At 48.2% G+C, this 16,822-nt stretch carries 11 protein-coding genes; 2 read left to right on the top strand and 9 right to left on the bottom strand.

Features of this window, described 5'->3' with window-relative positions:
* Positions 1–9 precede the first annotated feature (9 nt).
* Positions 10–180 (bottom strand): hypothetical protein, encoded by a 171-nt coding sequence (locus NLX74_RS17370; protein WP_165179260.1) that lies wholly within the window; start codon positions 178–180, stop codon positions 10–12.
* 19 nt (positions 181–199) lie between these two features.
* The gene (locus NLX74_RS17365) at positions 200–394 is read right to left on the bottom strand and encodes an H-type small acid-soluble spore protein (protein WP_165179259.1); all 195 of its coding nucleotides are present in this window, start codon (positions 392–394) and stop codon (positions 200–202) included.
* Between the two features lie 199 nt (positions 395–593).
* Here NLX74_RS17365 and NLX74_RS17360 point away from each other — a divergent pair, with 199 nt between their 5' ends.
* Positions 594–1,793, top strand: a complete 1,200-nt coding sequence (locus NLX74_RS17360) for a macrolide family glycosyltransferase (protein WP_250266740.1) — start codon at positions 594–596, stop codon at positions 1,791–1,793.
* Between the two features lie 75 nt (positions 1,794–1,868).
* Here the strand turns inward: NLX74_RS17360 and NLX74_RS17355 are convergent, their stop codons facing one another.
* From NLX74_RS17355 to NLX74_RS17330, 6 genes are all read right to left on the bottom strand, one after another.
* Positions 1,869–3,284, bottom strand: coding sequence for a glycoside hydrolase family 32 protein (locus NLX74_RS17355; RefSeq protein WP_254329449.1), 1,416 nt, complete (start codon positions 3,282–3,284; stop codon positions 1,869–1,871).
* A gap of 83 nt (positions 3,285–3,367) precedes the next feature.
* Entirely contained in the window at positions 3,368–4,195 is an 828-nt protein-coding gene (locus tag NLX74_RS17350) for a carbohydrate ABC transporter permease (protein WP_023990432.1), read from the bottom strand.
* Positions 4,195–5,079 carry a carbohydrate ABC transporter permease gene (locus tag NLX74_RS17345; protein ID WP_061828966.1) on the bottom strand — a complete coding sequence of 295 codons (885 nt, stop codon included), beginning with the start codon at positions 5,077–5,079 and terminating at the stop codon, positions 4,195–4,197. The genes NLX74_RS17350 and NLX74_RS17345 overlap by 1 nt, the downstream gene beginning before the upstream one ends.
* A 59-nt stretch (positions 5,080–5,138) precedes the next feature.
* On the bottom strand, positions 5,139–6,464 hold the full coding sequence (locus tag NLX74_RS17340; protein WP_254329448.1) for an ABC transporter substrate-binding protein: 1,326 nt from the start codon (positions 6,462–6,464) through the stop codon (positions 5,139–5,141).
* Positions 6,465–6,628: 164 nt separating this feature from the next.
* Positions 6,629–7,606: a LacI family DNA-binding transcriptional regulator gene (locus NLX74_RS17335; RefSeq protein ID WP_254329447.1), complete on the bottom strand. Its 978-nt coding sequence runs from the start codon at positions 7,604–7,606 to the stop codon at positions 6,629–6,631.
* Between the two features lie 306 nt (positions 7,607–7,912).
* Positions 7,913–9,259 carry a cellulase family glycosylhydrolase gene (locus tag NLX74_RS17330; RefSeq protein ID WP_254329446.1) on the bottom strand — a complete coding sequence of 449 codons (1,347 nt, stop codon included), beginning with the start codon at positions 9,257–9,259 and terminating at the stop codon, positions 7,913–7,915.
* Between the two features lie 385 nt (positions 9,260–9,644).
* On the opposite strand from NLX74_RS17330, the gene bglS reads away from it, so the two are divergent.
* The gene (bglS, locus tag NLX74_RS17325; protein WP_061828971.1) at positions 9,645–10,358 is read left to right on the top strand and encodes a beta-glucanase; all 714 of its coding nucleotides are present in this window, start codon (positions 9,645–9,647) and stop codon (positions 10,356–10,358) included.
* Between the two features lie 1,337 nt (positions 10,359–11,695).
* On the opposite strand, the gene NLX74_RS17320 is transcribed toward bglS, so the two are convergent.
* Positions 11,696–16,822 (bottom strand): non-ribosomal peptide synthetase (locus NLX74_RS17320; protein WP_254329445.1); only part of this gene is annotated, 5,127 nt, incomplete at its 5' end.

Here is a 16,822-nt window from a genome sequence, read left to right as displayed (position 1 = left end):
GGTCATTCTCTATTTCTCCTCCAACTCATCCGGTACATCGTACTTATTGATATGTGAAGTTATTGCTGCAACGGCTTCGCTGGCATCCGTCGTGGCCGGTACTTCTCTAACCACATCATCCGTCTGGTCACGAAAATTCAAGCGGTCTGCCTCGATTTCCTTCTGTTGATTTGGTTTCATTTTTCATAGCGCTCCTTTCTTATTCCAGTGCCTGATCTCGTTCTGTTAACGTGTATAAAGGTACTTCCCGTTCCTCTTCTGGATTGCTCAGCGCATAAATGCGTGCCGTCTCACGCTGTTCATTCACATGCTGAATATAAATGGGTAGCCCATCGCACAACACATTCGCCATAATGGAAGAGGACGCTATTTCTTGCGCTCTTTGAACATTCACTTAGAAAAAACCTCCCTTGCTAAGTAGAGTTCGCCTTTACTATGCACGAGTTAAATATTTGTTATACACATTTCATGCCAACATGTGTTTCACGATCATGAAAGGATATCATTTGAAAAAATAAATATTATTGTTATTATGGATTAAGAGATTCAGTGAAAACTGCGATCTTAATTGTAGAGAAAAGGAGTAATGATGGATGTTAAACGTATTAATGGTTAACTTTCCGGCAGAAGGACATGTAAACCCCACGCTTGGGATCACGCAAGCCTTTGCAGCACGAGGGGACCAGGTTCATTACATTACAACTGAGAAATACAAGAATAGACTCGAAGCAGTTGGAGCGAAGGTTCACCTGCATCCTGATCTGGTCAGGACTGCTTCCATTGATACCAACACTCCGGCAGGACTGAACGCATTTATGAATATTCATATCCAGACTTCGATGGACATCTTAGCCATCACTCAGGAGCTGTCCGAGCGTATTCAATTTGACTTGGTGTTCTATGATCGATTCGGAGCTGGTGAATTAGTAAGAGATTATTTGAATATTCCAGGCATTTCTTCATCCCCATCTTTTCTCATTTCAAATCATCTGATGGCTGCCAATCTCTTCCGCTCCGACGCTAAAGTACCGTTTCAGCCTGATGAACAAGTCACGTCTTCACTGCATCTCATGAAAGAAAGGTTCGGTGTTGCTCCCAAAGATCTGGTTCAATTTATGAACAATTCAGGAGCTTTGAATGTTGTATATACGAGCAGATATTTTCAACCGAATGGTGAACAATTTGGGGACGAGCATCTTTTTATTGGCCCCAGCTTCCCGGAGCGCAAAGGAGAAAATTCATTCCCGCTGGACAGACTACAGGGTAAAAAGGTTTTATATATTTCGATGGGAACTGTGCTGGACCACACTGAAGACTTTTTTAACACCTGCATTGAGGCTTTTTCCGATTTTGAAGGCATCGTCGTGATTGCAGCTGGCGAGAAAGCTGACTTTACCAAAATTAACCCGGCTCCTGAGCACTTTATCATCTCGTCTTATGTTCCTCAATTGGAGGTATTACGTCATTCAGATGTATTTATTACTCATGGTGGAATGAACAGTGTGAATGAAGGAATTCACTTTAATGTACCCTTGGTCGTGCTGCCTCAGGACAAGGATCAGCCCATGGTCGCGCAGCGGTTAACGGAACTTCAAGCGGGCTATCGAATAACTAAGGATCAAATCAATACACAAACGTTAAGAGATGCCGTACATGAGGTAGTGTCAAACGCAGCGTATAAAGAGGGCGTACAAAAAATAAATGACAGCTTCCAGCAATCCGGCGGTACAAAAGAAGCTCTCGCAAAAATTGATGCTTATCTTGATGCTTATCTGCAACATAAGCGCGCCTAAAATCACACGAGCAAAATGGCCACAAAAAAACAGGAATCTGACCATCCACGGTCAGGTTCCTGTTTGTATGCGATTCTATGCGAGGATATCCCACTTCTGGAACGAGGCAATCGTACAGTTTCCGTTCGCAAATGCACGAATACCTGTTGATTCCATTCCGGGATACACTCTTCCTGTGAGGACGTATTCACCGTCGCCGATGAATATTTCAACCGAGCTTTTATCGACAAAAACCCGAAGCTCCAGGCGGCCCTCGTTTAAGCCCAAAGGCACTCTTCTCTCTCCACCCGGGCCGATACCGGCACGCTCACGGTTAAAACGGAACAGGCCGTCATCGGGACGGTACGACAGTACAGTCTCCTCTTCGTTACCCACCCGCAGTTTCAAACCGAATTCATCGGTGTTACTGGACTCAAACTCAAATACGACCTTCAGTTCGTAGCTATCTCCGCGCGTGTCCATAATCTGCTCACCTGTCATTAAGATATCCCGCTGCTCGAACAGATTGCATCGGTAATTCTTTACCTCTTCAAGTGGACGGAACAGCAGCCTGGCGCCGTCGATCACCGCTTCCCGCGGAAGACTCATCGCACCAGCCCAATGGTGCCCCTCCTGAGTCGGCATCTCCGATTCCCACATATCCATCCATCCGATGACGATACGCCGCCCTTTATCATCCAAGGTTGACTGTGGGGCATAGAAATCGAATCCGTGATCCATCTGAGCATACCGATCTGCCGTAAATGTTCCGGCAGCGGAATTGAAATCACCTATACCGTACATGGTTGAATGCAGATTGCGGTAAGCCTCTCCCTGTGCAGGCATGCGCTGCGGGGATAGCATAAATACGTGCCGACCACCGAGCGGGAACAGATCTGGACACTCCCAATTATCGCCAAAGCGTCCGTCACTCACGGCTAGTACATTGACATACGTCCAGCTTTTCAGGTCTTCAGAACGGTAAAGCAGTACAAGTCCGTTCCCTTTCGCATCATTAGAACCGAGAACGGCGTAATATTGATCTTCGTGCCTGAACACCTTGGGGTCGCGGAAGTCTTTACGGCTGATCGTGTCCGGTATAGCGTCATAACCGATGACCGGGTTGCCCTCCCACTTTTCGAACGTTATTCCGTCTTCTGATACTGCAATTCCCTGCGACTGCTTGTAATCCTGATCTTTGTCAGGCCCGGTTACAACATGTCCGGTATACATCAGGACAAGCTTTCCGTCCTGCTCAATCGCACTGCCGGAGAAGCAGCCATCTTGGTCGAATTCACCATCCGGTGCCAAAGCGATCGGCAGATAATCCCACTTCATAAGATCGCGGCTGACTGCATGTCCCCAGTGCATCGGTCCCCATACGGATTTATACGGGTAATGTTGATAGAACAAGTGATATTGCCCGTTATATTGAATGAAGCCGTTCGGATCATTCATCCAGCCCAATTCAGCCATTAAATGGTAGTGCAGCCGATAATCTGGCCGAAGCATATGCTTCGATTGGGAAATAAATTGATCTGCACGCTCTCTCGTATACGTTCTAGTCTGTTTGATAAAGCATCCTCCCCCTGCAGTTATTTAATCGAGCCTTGCATAACACCCTGAATAATATACTTCTGGGCGAAAAGATAGATAATAATGATCGGAAATATCGTTAGTACCAAACTTGCCATCAATGGACCATAATCCACTGTATAGGTTCCATAAAAGTTGTACGTGGACAACGGAAGTGTCCTTTGCTCCGGATCAACCAGAATAAGGGAAGGCAACAGAAAATCATTCCAGATCCATAGTACATTGAGAATGGAAATGGTGGCAGTCGTGGGCATCAGTACCGGAAACACGATCCGGAAGAATGTCTGAAACCGCGTGCAGCCGTCAATTAGCGCCGCTTCCTCCAGTTCCTTTGGAATACTCTTTACAAAACCATGATAAATGAAGACGGCCAGCGAGCTGCCAAAACCGATATACATGTAAATCAGCGACCACTTGCTGTTCAGCAGATCAAGTGACCCGTAGATTTTCACCAATGGAATCATGATAGCCTGGAATGGAATGATCATGGATGCAACCATCAGCATAAATGTATATTGGTTGAACTTGGTGTTGTTTCTGACAAAATAATGGGCCGTCATCGCCGCGAACAGTGAGATAAACAGAACACTTAACACCGTTATGACCAATGAGTTGGTGAAGGCAGCGATGTAATTCATTTTATCAAATGCGTTCATATAATTGACCATACTGAAGCTCTCTGGAAGCGATAACGGATTTGAGGTGATGGCCATGTTTTCCTTGAACGAATTGATCAGCAAAAAGACGAACGGTACGATGAACAATATGAGTATGACTGTCAGCACAATGAATTTGATCACGGAGGAAGCAATTCTTTTTCTTGTCATTACGCCTCCACCTCCAACTTCTTGCTAAAATAAACCTGAAGCAGAGTGATGAGAGCAACCATCAGGAACAATACGAATGCTTCTGCCTGCCCCACACCATAATCACGGGAAAGGAATGCCTTTTCATACACATGCATCGACACCATTTGAGTACTGCTAAACGGCCCACCTTTCGTGAGCGCAAGGTTCACGTCATAGACCATAAATCCGCGCTGCAGGGACAAGAATATACATACGATGAAAGAAGGAACCATCAAGGGCAGCACCATTTTCCGCAGTCTGGTCCAGCTGTTTGCCCCATCAATGCTTGCGGCCTCCATAATATCATTCGGTACACCCGTCAATCCCGCGATGTAAATGACCATCATGTAACCCGCGTTCTGCCACACGGTTACAATCACGAGTGCCCAGAACGCTTTGTCGGGATCAGCCAGCCAGGTCGTGCTGAGCGACTGTATGCTGGCATGTTGTCCCAAATAGACAAGCACGTTGTTGAATATAAACTGCCATATAAAACCGAGTACAATGCCGCCGACAAGGTTGGGCAGGAAAAATCCCGCCCGGAAAATACTCTGTCCTTTTAACCCTTTTGTCAGCACATAAGCCAGCATGAAAGCGATCACATTGATAAGAACAACGGTATAAAACACATACTTGAGCGTCAAGCTGAACGATTTCCAAAACTCAATATCTCTAAAAACAGCCAGATAGTTTTGGACGCCAACCAGCGATAATGTGGTGGAAATACCATCCCAGTTTGTGAACGTCAGATAGATGCCGTACAAAAATGGAATGATCATTACCGTTATGAAGGCAAACAAGGTTGGTCCGGTAAACAGCAGCCGCGTCCGCAGCCGATTCCATACTCCTTTTTCCGCAATCATGATGATCCCCCTCTTTGTCCCTGATTTCTCTCTCTATTCCAGGTAATTTGAAAACAACCTTATTTTGCGGTCTTCCAGTAGTTTTCGATTTCTTTAACCAGTGTTGCTCGATCTCCCTGTTTCGCCAGATACTTTTGCATGGAAGATCCTGTCTTGGACCAGTGGTCGGCAGGCAGCATACTCATCGACTGCTCTGACTTGCCTTTTGCGATATAATCCTGGATGGACTTGCCCAGCGGATCGGCCGCAGGCAGTGTAATATTTTTGAACGCCGGGATGATGTTTGCTTGGTTCACGAGGAAATCCTGGCCTTTCTCTTCATAGACGATCCAGTTCAGGAACTTCTTCGCCGCCTCTTGCTGTTCTGGAGTAGCCTTCTCCTTGTCAATAACAATGCGCTTGGATACAGCAGACGAAATCTCCTGATTGCCGTAGTCATCGGCATTGTTGCTGATTGGTACAGGCAGAAAACCATATTCTTTGTTAGCGGTATCAAAACTGTTGATTTGCGGCCATGCCCAGTTGCCCATGAACCAAATGCCAACTTCACCTTTGCCGAGCAGTTCCGGTCCGCGTTCATAAGTTCCTGCTAGCGGAGAAGCCTGATCGATATTGTATTTCATCATGACGTCGAATGTATCCATAAGTCCGTTAAATACAGGATTATTAGCCAAGTCCGCCTGGCCCGCTTTTAGTGACGCCATGAATTTGTCCACTTCAGCCATGTCTTTGTTCTGGCCTGCATAAGCAAGAGGCAAATAATGAGCGCCCAGGGACCAGTCCATTGATGAAATCACCAGTGCTTTCTTTCCGGATGTCTCGATTTGCTGAAACAGTTTTTCAAGGTCATTTCGGGTTTTAATTGTGGTGGGATCAAAGCTTCCGCCTACCGCTTTATCTACAACGGCTTTATTGTAAATGAATCCGTAGCCTTCAACAGCCAGTGGAAACGCGTAATTTTTACCATCAACTGTCGTAGCAGTGGTAGCGCTTTCAACAGTGTCCGCATTCCACTTTTCCCCGCTTAGATCGAGGATACGGTCCTTAAATTTCTCAACATCGCCTGTATCTAGCATGATCATGGTCGGCGGGTTTCCTGATGCATACAAGGCAGAGGCACGCTCAAAAGGAGATCCACCAGTCGGAACCGGCTGGATTTCAACAGTAATGCCCGGATTGTCTTTCTGGAACGCCTTCGCGGCTTCCTCCAGCTGTGGAAGGATTTCGCCTTTGGAGTTCAAAAGCGTAATTTTCACATTTTTCGAATCCCCTGATCCCCCTCCAGAAGCCGAATTACCTTCTCCTCCGGAGCCACTGCATGCAGACACCACCATAACCAAAAGAAGCAGCATTACCATCCATTGAACTCTTATGAATTTCCTCATTGTTGTCATCCCCTTATTTATATAATGGCTCTGAACACTTAAATAAAACGCTTACAAACGGATTATATGTCAAGGGTTTAACTTGTGTCAATCGTTTGACATGTTGAATTTTTAACATGTACTAAAAAAAATCTGTTCCCCTTGTTAGAGGAACAGATTTTCATTCAGGTCGTTGCACGCTCAATTAGTTCAACAGGCAGCAGATTGACAGGTTGTACCTGCTCCCCTTCCGCCTGCCTGCGGATCAGCTCGACCGCCAGTCTGCCGATGTCTGCAATCGGCTGTCTTATCGATGTAAGTTCCGGCGTCAGCCAGGAAGCAACGCTTACATCGTCGAAGCCTACAATGCGCACATTCTCTGGCACATGCCTTCCAGCGCGAATATATTCTTTCAGCGCAAAAGCCGCAATAATATCACTTGTTGCGAACACTCCATCAACATCGGGATGTTCATGAACGAGTTTTGAAATGATTCGCTCGTACTCCTTCTGGTCGAACACATTCAAGTCTGTTTGAACGATCACATGCTGGACACCATCCCTGCCCACGACATCCCGGAATGCTTTGGTCCGCTCATTGGACAGCATGTTCAGCTCCAGATTTCCGCATATATGCGCAATTTTCTGGCAGCCTTTGCTGATGAGCAGCTCCGTAGCCAGCTCGCCTCCGCGATAATTATCCGAGGATATGTAAGGAATACACGGGTCAATCTGTCTATCAAATGTCACAATCGGTGAATTCAAATGTCGGTACTCTTCTACTTCTAATGTATGGCTACCCATAATGATGCCATCCACCCGGTTCCGCTTCAACATATCGATATACACTTTTTCCTTCACGGGATCCATATGGGAATTGCACAGCAGGACCTTGCAGTTTTGCTGATAGGCATAGAACTCAACCTGATTGGCAAGCTCACTGAAGAAAGGATGCGAGACATCGGGAATAATCAGGCCAATAATATTAGACTGCTTGCGCAATAGGGATCGTGCTATTTCATTCGGTTGATAATTAAGTTCCTCCATTGCGTCGAACACTTTTTTGCGTGTAGTTTCGCTGATATATCCCCGGTTGTTCATTACACGGGATACTGTTGTGACCGACACGCCCGCTTTTAATGCTACATCATGAATTGTCGCCATATTAACCTCTTCCCGCACAAAATAAATACATACAAACTATACTCTCTCCTCATCATTTCAACAACCTTACATAACGGAAGCCTAAAAATGGACGTAAATGTTAGGTGACTGAACTTTGCGAATCCCAAATTAGAGGTTACAGCAAGTTCTACTAACTTCATAAACTGATCATCATACATAATTCGCGAAGAGCTTTCTTCTTCCATTTGTTCACCGCCTGCCGAGTGATTTTGAGTTCTCATTTCTATAAAATAATACGACAGCCTATCCAATTGGATAGGCTGTCGGTAGCTGAAAGTATTAACATCATTCTGATTGTGCGTCAGTCGGTGCATTAATGTATGTATCTGTAAGCACATCAGTCGGTGCATCCGCAGGCACATCATCCGTTGCTGATTCACTGTTCTGGAGTAGTGCTCTCGGATAGGCCTGTGCACGCTCATAGTACCAGCCAAACAAGAAGCGGGCCATCGCCTGACGTCGGGTATCGCCATCCCACTTTAACCCTGCTGTTGGGTCCGCAAATGAACTCCTTGCTCCAGATTCCAGCAGAAAGCCATTCATGTGTGCGGTCATGCTGACATTACCGGCTGCTGTAAAAATGGACTTCGTGTTTTTCCCAAATCCATCATTAGAGCCGTTAAACAAATTCCAGTACTCTGAATCGCCGGGCTGTGTTTTGAACCAGGTAAATTCTGTAATATTTATTGGATAGGCTTGAGCTGCCGCCTTAATGTTGGAATTCCATTGCGATTGCAGCTTGTCCTTGTTATCATAAGCTCCGTAGCCTGGATACCAGTGGACAGCATAGCCGTAGTTGTTCAAAGGGTCTGTCAGCGGGTGTTTTGCCACCGGGCTGTAAAATTGGTTGTATCCAAGTCCTGCAGCCCAGATGACATTATCCGCTCCTTTACTTCGAATCGTGGAAATGATAGAGTTCTGGAATCTTCTCAGATCATTCCAATGGTCAAGAAAATCATTCTCGCCGGGATAGCCTCCCCAATGCCCATTCGCATACGACTTAATTGGCTCGTTGATCAGTTCAAACATGACGTTATCCGCGCTATTAATAGCCGGCTGCGAGGCAAGATACCCCCAGATTTGATTAAATTTGTCCAAATTGGATTGTGTTGTAGCCTGGTCGTTAGCCAAAGTGAAATCAAGACCAAGGGTAACATAAACGCCCTTTGTTTTCGCATAATTGATGTATGGAATAATCACATTTTGTGTAACTGCCTGTAAACCGGCGAAGTTGTATGACCCTGCGGCCACATCTCCCATATCCTGGCGGTCAATAAACAATCGGACCTGATTCATATACCAACCGTGGTTGCTTCCATACTTCGGTCTGGTGTCTGTAAAGGTGTCGGTGATATCCTTCAAATAAGCCAAAATTGCTGCATGACGATTGTTACCATTCAATTTGAGATAATAATTACTGTTTTGATAGGTCCAGTATGCTCCCGACGGCTGATGCCAGCCACTCAAAACAACAGGTTTTCCGCTGCTGTTCACCAATTGATTGCCTCTGACATGGAGCTCTCCCATGGGCATACCTGACCATGCATCTATATGTTGGTCAAACACCGGTTTTAAAGGCAATATGAATACAAGTATCAGAACTATTTTACATACCATACCTAATTTTTTCAAAGAAAGGCCTCCTCCTCAAAAATTAATTGACTATTATGCCAAAAGAATAAAATGGTATAAACATGTAGTGGCACCGCTTCCTGAGTCTATCCTATTGCAAAATCATCATCTCCCTTAATGGAAAATTATAACGTTTATTTGTATTTATTGCATCTAATTGTATAACTTACATTTCCAAACCACAACTTGATAAAATTTAGTTTTTTTTGAGATTATTTTTCAATCGTTAAGTTTGCTATAGTCTACGCCTCAATTTCAAGCTACAATGAAGATACCAAATATGGAAGTCTTTTATATTTTTTCGATAAGTCGGCCAATACTTGAAATAATGTATCATTGCCAGCCGTTTCTTTCATGTTTGGTCAATCTTTTATGGAGGTGTAAAATGAAGAAGAAATCTTGGTTCACTTTAATGGTCACGGGTATTGTCTCTCTGTTTTTTTCGGTAAGCGTTTATGCGGGGAATGTTTTTTGGGAACCACTTAATGGTTTCAATTCTGGTGCATGGCAAAAGGCGGATGGATATTCCAATGGGAACATGTTTAATTGCACTTGGCGTGCCAATAATGTCAATTTTACGAACGATGGCAAAATGAAGCTTGGCTTAACAAGTTCTGCGTACAATAAATTTGACTGTGGAGAGTATCGATCGACGAACACTTACAGATACGGCTTATACGAGGTCAGCATGAAGCCTGCTAAAAATACTGGGATCGTATCTTCCTTCTTTACGTATACGGGACCTACTGATGGCACGCAATGGGATGAAATAGATATTGAATTTTTAGGCAAAGACACGACAAAAGTGCAATTCAACTATTATACAAACGGGGTCGGTGGTCACGAGAAGATTGTTGATCTGGGCTTTGATGCATCAAGAGGCTTCCACACCTATGCTTTCGATTGGCAGCCAGGGTACATTAAGTGGTATGTTGACGGGGTTTTAAAACATACGGCAACTACAAACATACCAAGCACGCCAGGCAAGATTATGATGAATTTATGGAATGGTACTGGCGTTGACGACTGGCTGGGTTCGTATAATGGAGTGAATCCGCTATACGCTGAATATGATTGGGTAAAATACACGAGCAATTAGCCCGTAGTACAAAAGCAGCCCTGTAGGGGCTGTCAGGCTGTCGAGAAACCCCCTGTTTTTTTGCAGGGGGTTTAAAACTGTCTTAGTGGTCTAAAAACTAGGGTCCTCAGATCGTTTTAAATCGATTTTTGTTTTAAAAGATGCGTCTCCCCCATATAAAAATAGAAGTGTCGAAAAGTCCTCTGGACTTTCTCGACACTCTGGCAGCCCTGTAGGGGCTGCTTTTTTGATGATGCATTGATTCAGCCATGTTCCGGACATAAAGAAAAGAAGCATAATTTCCTGATCTGAAAATCCAATTCGCGACATCATTTCTTTGCCAAAGCGACTGAGAAATTTTGAATACATAGCTATTTGCATAAAAAGTACAGCGGAGAAGCTCTGCTTCCTAAACCTCTTATTTCAATTCCCCATTTTTTAAACTTTCTTTAGAATTATATGCATAGATTACTCATAAATTTTCGTTAAGAATTTTAAGGTACGCCGAGTACATTGCGTTCCTCCGTTCCAGTTGTCCGGTAGACTGTGCTTGCACTTGTTGAACTACCAATACAGTCCCTTGCGATACGCCAATAATCTGTGAGAACTGAATTCGATTGAGTTTATTCGTTTTCCGAATACTCTTTATTTTTCCCCCTATATCTTCATTGTTCCACCTACTTATCTATAAAAAAATAAAAACAGTCCCGATATAAAAACTTTCCATTGAGACTGTTTGAGTTAAGGTACTGTATTTTCTTGTAGGTAATATTTCAAATTAAGAATGGTGTTGTATTTATAATGGAAAAAAGTGTTAGGTGATAAACGCGAAAAATAAAAAGTCTGAAACCACCACAAATTACCGTAAAAAGAAAGTTGGAAACTTGTACTATTACGATAATAAAATTCTCATAACCATTTCCTCAATATACTGAATGTCGCATATAACGTGCTTAAATGATCAATTTTCTTTTTCAAAGAATTATCTCTAATAATCTGTCCATCTTTAGTCCATTGTCCATATATTTGAACTAACCGCCCTGTAGTTCGTGAGAGTTCAAGAAGTACTGTGCCATTATATCTCTAGCTAGTTATTAATTCTCTTTTTTTGTTTGAATGATAGCTTGATTTTACTTCATTCTTTAAATAGTGAACTTATGGAATGGTTTGATTCTTAGTATACCAAAGGTAAACTACGATTTCTGTTGTGTTTTGTCGATTTTCCAATATTGAAATAGTTACTCAGCGGCACTTGACGTCAGATTCCTGTGGTGGGTTTTTCCCTTTCATTTGGAAAAAAACACCCGGCAGGATGCGTACCGAGAGAAATACGGCATACACCCAAGCCGGGTAAGGGATTAGAAAATAATATCAATGGCCTCTAGCACATCTTGCTCCTGTTCGGATTGCCCGTTCAAGGAAATATCCTTCAACAGCACCGAAGGCTGTTCGCAAATTTGGGTGATGATCACGAGCAGGTCCTGAGCGAAATTGTCGATCAGATTGCGCGTAAACAACTTGGTGGCATATTCAAACTGCCCGTTCATTCCCTCATCCAGCAACGAAATGACCAAGGTAAGATCAAATTGGGAAACCGTATGAGTTTCCGGATAAGATTCGATCTCGATATCCCCGAAGCTTTGAACGTTATCTTCCTTGGTTTCCAGAACAAACATGACATCGAATACAGGATTGCGGCTTTGATCTCGCGGCGCCTGCAGCTTTTTCACAAGCTCCTCGAACGGATAATCCTGGTGGTCGTAGGCCCCCAGCATCGTTTCTTTGACTTCGTTCAAGTAAGCGAGGAACATCTGCTCCCCGGACGGATAATGGCGAATCGCCAAAGTGTTGACAAACATTCCGATGAGTGGCTCCAGGTCGGCATGTGTGCGGCCCGAAACCGGTATGCCTACAATGAAGTCTTCTTGTCCTGAGTACTTGCTGAGCAGGATTGAATAGGCCGCCAATAACACCATATAAAGGGTGGCACCGTTCTCATCGGCGATGCGCTGCAAGCTGTCGGTCATCTGCTTGTCGATGCTGAAAGGCAGCACATCTCCCTCAAAGCTGCGAGCGGCAGGTCTGACAAAGTCCGTAGGCAGTTCAAGCGTCGGCAGTTCGCCTTCCAGCACGTCCAGCCAGTAGGCTTCCTGACGTTTCAGCCGCTCTTTTACAGGTTCGGACTGCTGCCAAGCGGCGAATTCCTTGTATTGAATCCGAAGCGGTTCCAGAGTCTCGCCGTTATACAGGCGCAGCAGCTCTTCGACGAAGATGCCCATCGACATGCCATCCGTGACGATATGATGGATGTCCAGCATGAGCAGATGCCGTTCCGCTTCCCATTCGACTAAGCCCCCACGCAGCAGCGGCGGCCGCTCCAAATCAAAGACGCGCACAAAGCCGTCTACGATGCTCTTCGTTTCACTTTCCGTCGCTTTCGTATACTCGACGGCAAACTTCAAGTCCTGATAAATCCGTTGTACCGGTTCGCCGTCGACCATTTCGAAGCCGGTTCGCAAAATTTCGTGACGAGCTATCAATCCTTTGAGCGCTGCCTCGAATTGATTCCGTTCCAAGCGCCCGACGAGAACCGTCATGCCGGACATGTTGTAGCTAAGCTCGGCGCCTTCCATCTGCTGCTGGATGTACAGCCGTTTTTGCACGGAGGAAAGCGGATAGTAATCCCTCTTATCCAGAACCGGAATGGAGAGGTGTTCCTGCCGTTCCAATTGGCTGATCGCTTCGGCCATCGCTTCGATGGTCGAGTGCCGGAACACATCGCGCAGCGGCAGGTCCACGCTCAGCTCCTTGTGCACCTTGCTGACCAGCGTCGTCGCCCGCAGGGAGTGCCCGCCGAGGTCGAAGAAGTTGTCCGTCACGCCAATCGTGACCGGTCCGAGCACGTCCTGCCAGATGGCGACCAGTTTCGCCTCCAGTTCGGTGCGCGGCGCCACGTATTCGCGGCCTGCGCTTGCTCCCCCTTCCGGCGCCGGCAGCGCCTTCCGGTCGATTTTCCCGTTCGGCGTCAGAGGCAGGCGCTCCAGCTCGACGAAGTACGACGGGATCATGTAACCCGGCAGCTCCCTGGAGATCGCCCGTTTCAGGTCAGCCGCCGTCAGTTCGCCATCCGTTGTGTAGTACGCGCACAGCGCTTTCTGCCCGTTCGCATCACTTCGAACCAGCACCACCGCTTCGCGCACGCCTTCCACCCGCAGCAGTTGCGACTCGATCTCGCCCGTCTCGATCCGGTAGCCCCGGATTTTCGCCTGGTTGTCGATCCGGCCGATGAAGTCCACGTTGCCGTCTTCCATCCACCGCGCCAAGTCTCCCGTGCGGTACAGCCGCTCGCCCGCGGCGAACGGGCTGTCTACGAACTTCTCTTCCGTCAGCTCCGGACGGTTCAAGTACCCGCGCGCCACTCCGACTCCGCCGATGACCAGCTCGCCCAGCACCCCGACCGGCACCGGGTTCAGATGCGCATCCACGATGTAGAATTTCGCATTCAGCCACGCTTTGCCGATCGGCACATGGCCTGTCTGCGGCAGCTTCGCCAGCTCCTCGTCGTAGAAACTGGAGTCGATCGCCGCTTCCGTCACACCGTATGCGTTGATGATCCGGAACAACGAGCCGAAGCGTTCCTGCAAGGTCCGGTAATCCGCCACGCTGCAGCTGTCCGAGCTCGTGATCAACAGCTCCATCCAGCTCATATCCAGCCCCTGCTCGTGCACGTACTCCAGGAACGGCACGATCAGCGCCGGCGTCGATTCGAAGATGGTGACCCGCTCCCGCTCCATCCAGTGGTGCAGACGAGACGGATCGATCCGGTCGTCCTTCGGCACAATCACCATCGTGCCTCCGTTGTACAGCGTTCGCGCGATATCTCCCACGAACACGTCGAACGAGAAGCTTGCGAGCTGCAGCAGCCGCACCGGGAACTCATCCAACCGGTATTCCCGCCGGTAGCCCGCCGCCGTGTTCACCAGGCTGCGGTGCTCGATCATCACGCCCTTCGGCTTGCCCGTCGTTCCCGACGTATAGATCACGTACGCCAGATCCTCCGGATGGGCTTCATGGAAGCTGTCGGCATTCGCCTGCTTCTCGCTGTACGAAGTTTCGTCGTCCAGGTACAGCACCGCCGCCAGCGCCAGCTCCTCTTCGCCGAGCCAGGCTTCGGCGCGCTCTCGCAGCGGCGTTTGCGTCAGCAGCACCTTCGCTCCGCTGTCTTCGAGCATGAACCGCACGCGCTCCGCCGGGTAATCCGGGTCGAGCGGCACATACGCCCCGCCCGCTTTCCAGACAGCCAGCACGGCCACCAGCAAGTCCACCGAACGCTCGGCGAGAATGCCGACGATCGTCTCCCGGCCGATGCCGCTTGCGCGCAGCGTAGCCGCCAAGCGGTTCGCCCGCTCGTTCAGCTCCGCATACGTCAGCCGGTCGTTCTCGTACACGACGGCCGCCTCTTCCGGCGTGCGTTCCGCCTGTTCCTCAAACAGCCGGTGGAACGCGGCCGCAGGAGCTGCTTCCGGCTGCGCCGGGTTAAACGCGCCGAGAATTTGCTCTTTTTCCGCCGGTGTCAAAATACCCAGCTCGGCAATAGTCGCCGACGGGTTGCGGAGAATGGATTCAAGCAGCTGCAAGTAGTGTGCGGCCAATTTCTCCACCGTTTCGGTTTTATAAAGAGCAGTGGCGTATTCAAACAGATATTCCAAGCCTTCCTCGATCTCCGTGACGTCCAAGCTGAGATCGAATTTAGAAACAATTTCTTCGCTGGCATACGTCGACAAATGGAGTCCGGGAAGCTGGATTTCCAAATTCTCTGTATTCTGCAAAGCAAACATCGTATCGAACAGCGGATTGCGGCTTAAATCGCGAGCCACGTTCACCTTATCCACCAGTTCCTCAAACGGATAATTCTGATGTTCAAAAGCGCCCAGTGTCGTCTCCTTGATTTCCTTCAAGTAGTCAAGGAACGTCTTACCGGCAGCCGGATAACTGCGGATGGCCAGGGTATTGACGAACATCCCGATCAGCGGCTGAACGTCGCTGTGATTTCTTCCCGCAATCGGCGTACCCACCACCACGTCTTCTTTCCCTGTATATTTATGCAATAATATTGTATAACCAGCAAGCAGAACCATGTAAAGTGTTGCGCCGTTCTCGGCTGCAAGCCGTTTCAGACTCTCGCTTTTCTCGCTATGCATAAACAATTGCAGCGTACGGCCCTCGTAGCTCTGCATAGCCGGGCGCGGATAGTCCGTCGGCAATTCCAAAACCGGCAGCTCTCCGCGGAACATGTCGAGCCAGTAGGCTTCCTGCTTGGCAAGCTGAGCTTTCTGCTCGTCCGATTGCTGCCATACCGCATAATCTTTGTACTGGATGCGGAGCGGCTCCAACTGCTCCCCGCTGTACAAGCGGACGAACTCTTCGATCAGTACGTCAATCGAAACGCCGTCAGATACGATATGATGCGTATCGAACATTAGAATGTGCCGGTCCGGCGCCAGTTCGGCAAGGCCTACCCGCAGAAGTGGCGGCTTCGCTAGATCAAACGGACGAACGAATTGGCGCACCGTTTCTTCCGCCTGCTCCCCGCTGATCTGCACATATTCCACCTGGAAGGCGGCTTCTTCGTAAATCCGCTGAACCGCTTCGCCTTTTACCATCTCAAAGCCGGCACGCAGCGTTTCATGACGAGCTACGAGCCCGCGGAACGCTTCTTCAAACCGCTGCCGGTCGAGCTCCCCTTCGAGCAGCATAGCTCCCGGTATGTTGTAGCTCAGCTCGGCGCCTTCCAGCTGGTTCAAGATATAGAGACGTTTCTGAGCGGAAGAGAGCGGATAATACTCGCTAGGTTCCGTAGCCGGAATAGCCGTGAACGAGCCGATCTCCAGCCGCTCCATAGCCGCGGCCATTTCCTCAACCGTCGAGTAGCGGAATACGTCGCGAAGCGGGAATTCAACGCCTAGCTCCTTATGCATTTTGCTGACAAGCGTCGTCGCCCGCAGGGAGTGTCCGCCGAGGTCGAAGAAGTTGTCCGTTACGCCTACCGCCTTCTCCCGAACAAGCACATCCTGCCAAATGGCGGCCAGCTTCGCCTCAAGTTCGGTGCGCGGCTCCACGTATTCGCGGCTTGCGCTTGCTCCCCCTTCCGGTGCCGGCAGCGCCTTCCGGTCGATCTTTCCGTTCGGCGTCAGAGGCAGGCGCTCCAGCTCCACGAAGTACGACGGGATCATGTACCCCGGCAGCTCGCTGGCAATCGCCCGCTTCAGGTCCGCCGCCGTCAAGCCTTCTTCCGCTGTATAATAAGCGCACAAAGCTTTCTGACCTTCTTGATCTTCCCTGACGACGACGACCGCTTCCTTCACGCCACCTACACTCAGCAGCTTCGCTTCGACTTCGCCCGTCTCAATCCGGTACCCCCGGATTTTCGCCTGGTTGTCGATCCGGCCGATGAAGTCCACGTTCCCGTCCTCCATCCACCGCGC

The organism is Paenibacillus sp. MZ03-122A (genome assembly GCF_024213325.1).
GTDB classification, from domain to species: Bacteria; Bacillota; Bacilli; order Paenibacillales; family Paenibacillaceae; genus Paenibacillus; species Paenibacillus polymyxa_B.
Note: the sequence above shows the minus strand (reverse complement) of the source record. Positions and strands in the feature narration are given on the sequence as shown.